The 1,010-nt window shown below is 44.2% G+C and carries 2 protein-coding genes; both read left to right on the top strand.

Features of this window, described 5'->3' with window-relative positions; genetic code table 11:
* Positions 1-328, top strand: a 328-nt coding sequence (locus tag SSCH_RS19025) for an ABC transporter ATP-binding protein (protein ID WP_198142218.1), incomplete at its 5' end; no start/stop codon positions are given.
* Positions 329-492: 164 nt separating this feature from the next.
* A complete protein-coding gene (locus SSCH_RS19020; protein WP_052835403.1) occupies positions 493-933 on the top strand; it encodes a hypothetical protein in 441 nt (146 codons plus the stop codon).
* The last annotated feature ends 77 nt before the right edge of the window (positions 934-1,010 follow it).

Genomic DNA, 1,010 nt, shown 5'->3' with positions numbered 1-1,010 from the left:
TTTGGTTACAGTATTTGATATTGCCGCCATGGGCCGGTACCCTTACACAAACTTTTTCGGGCACTTTTCCGAGGAAGATACGCAGAAAACTTGGGAAGCCTTGCATCTTGTCAATGCACATGAATTAGCGGATAGATACTTCAGTGAACTAAGCGATGGAGAAAAACAAAAAGTGCTGCTTGCTCGGGCCCTGGTACAGGAGCCGGAAGTGATCGTTTTGGATGAACCGACAACTCATCTAGATGTGAAACACCGTGTGGAGGTCATGGAGATCTTACGGCAGCTCACCAAAGAAAAAGGCATTACCGTAATCCTCTCCTTACAATGAAATTGAATTTAGCTTTAAAAAGCTGACGAAACAGCGCTTCTGGTTAAAAACGGGAAAATACTTGCTTATGGACCCCCGGAAGCAATTCTGGATGAGGAAATGGTTGCCGATCTATATGATATTGAATCTGCACACTTCAGCCCTCGTCCCTGGGTGGTATGGAGTTGATCAACAGCGGCCCCACGGTCTATGTGCTGGGTGGTGCCGGCAGCGGTGCTCCTCTCTACCGTTTTCTGAATAAATGCGGATTTAGTATTATGACCGGTGTGCTTCATGAAAACGACATTGACTATCATGTAGGGAAAGCTTTAGGGGCACGGGTTATTGGAGAAAAGGCATTTGAAGAAATCAGTGATCAGTCCTTTAATAAGGCAGTTTTGTTAAGCCAACAGGTTCCCTACATTGTCGAATCCGGTTACCCTGTAGGTTCTTTTAACAGGCGTAATGTGGATCTGACAAGGCATCTCCTTGCATACGATAAGGTTATCTATAGTTTGCGCAGCAGTGAAGAAGCAGGGATGTTATATGGGAAGGACAGTGCCAAAATGGTTTTTTGCCCTAATTACAGTAACCTGCTGAAAAAGCTTAAAAAATATATCCCATGATGAAAGCAGGCCATGATCAAACAAATAAGGAAAAACCATGAAAAGGGCAAATATGGTGGGATAGAAACAGATGAGCT

Origin of the sequence: Syntrophaceticus schinkii, from assembly GCF_000946815.1 — a bacterium.
GTDB classification, from domain to species: domain Bacteria; phylum Bacillota; class DSM-12270; order Thermacetogeniales; family Thermacetogeniaceae; genus Syntrophaceticus; species Syntrophaceticus schinkii.
The sequence above is the reverse complement of the archived record's forward strand: the minus strand, read 5'-3'. Positions and strand labels throughout refer to the sequence as shown.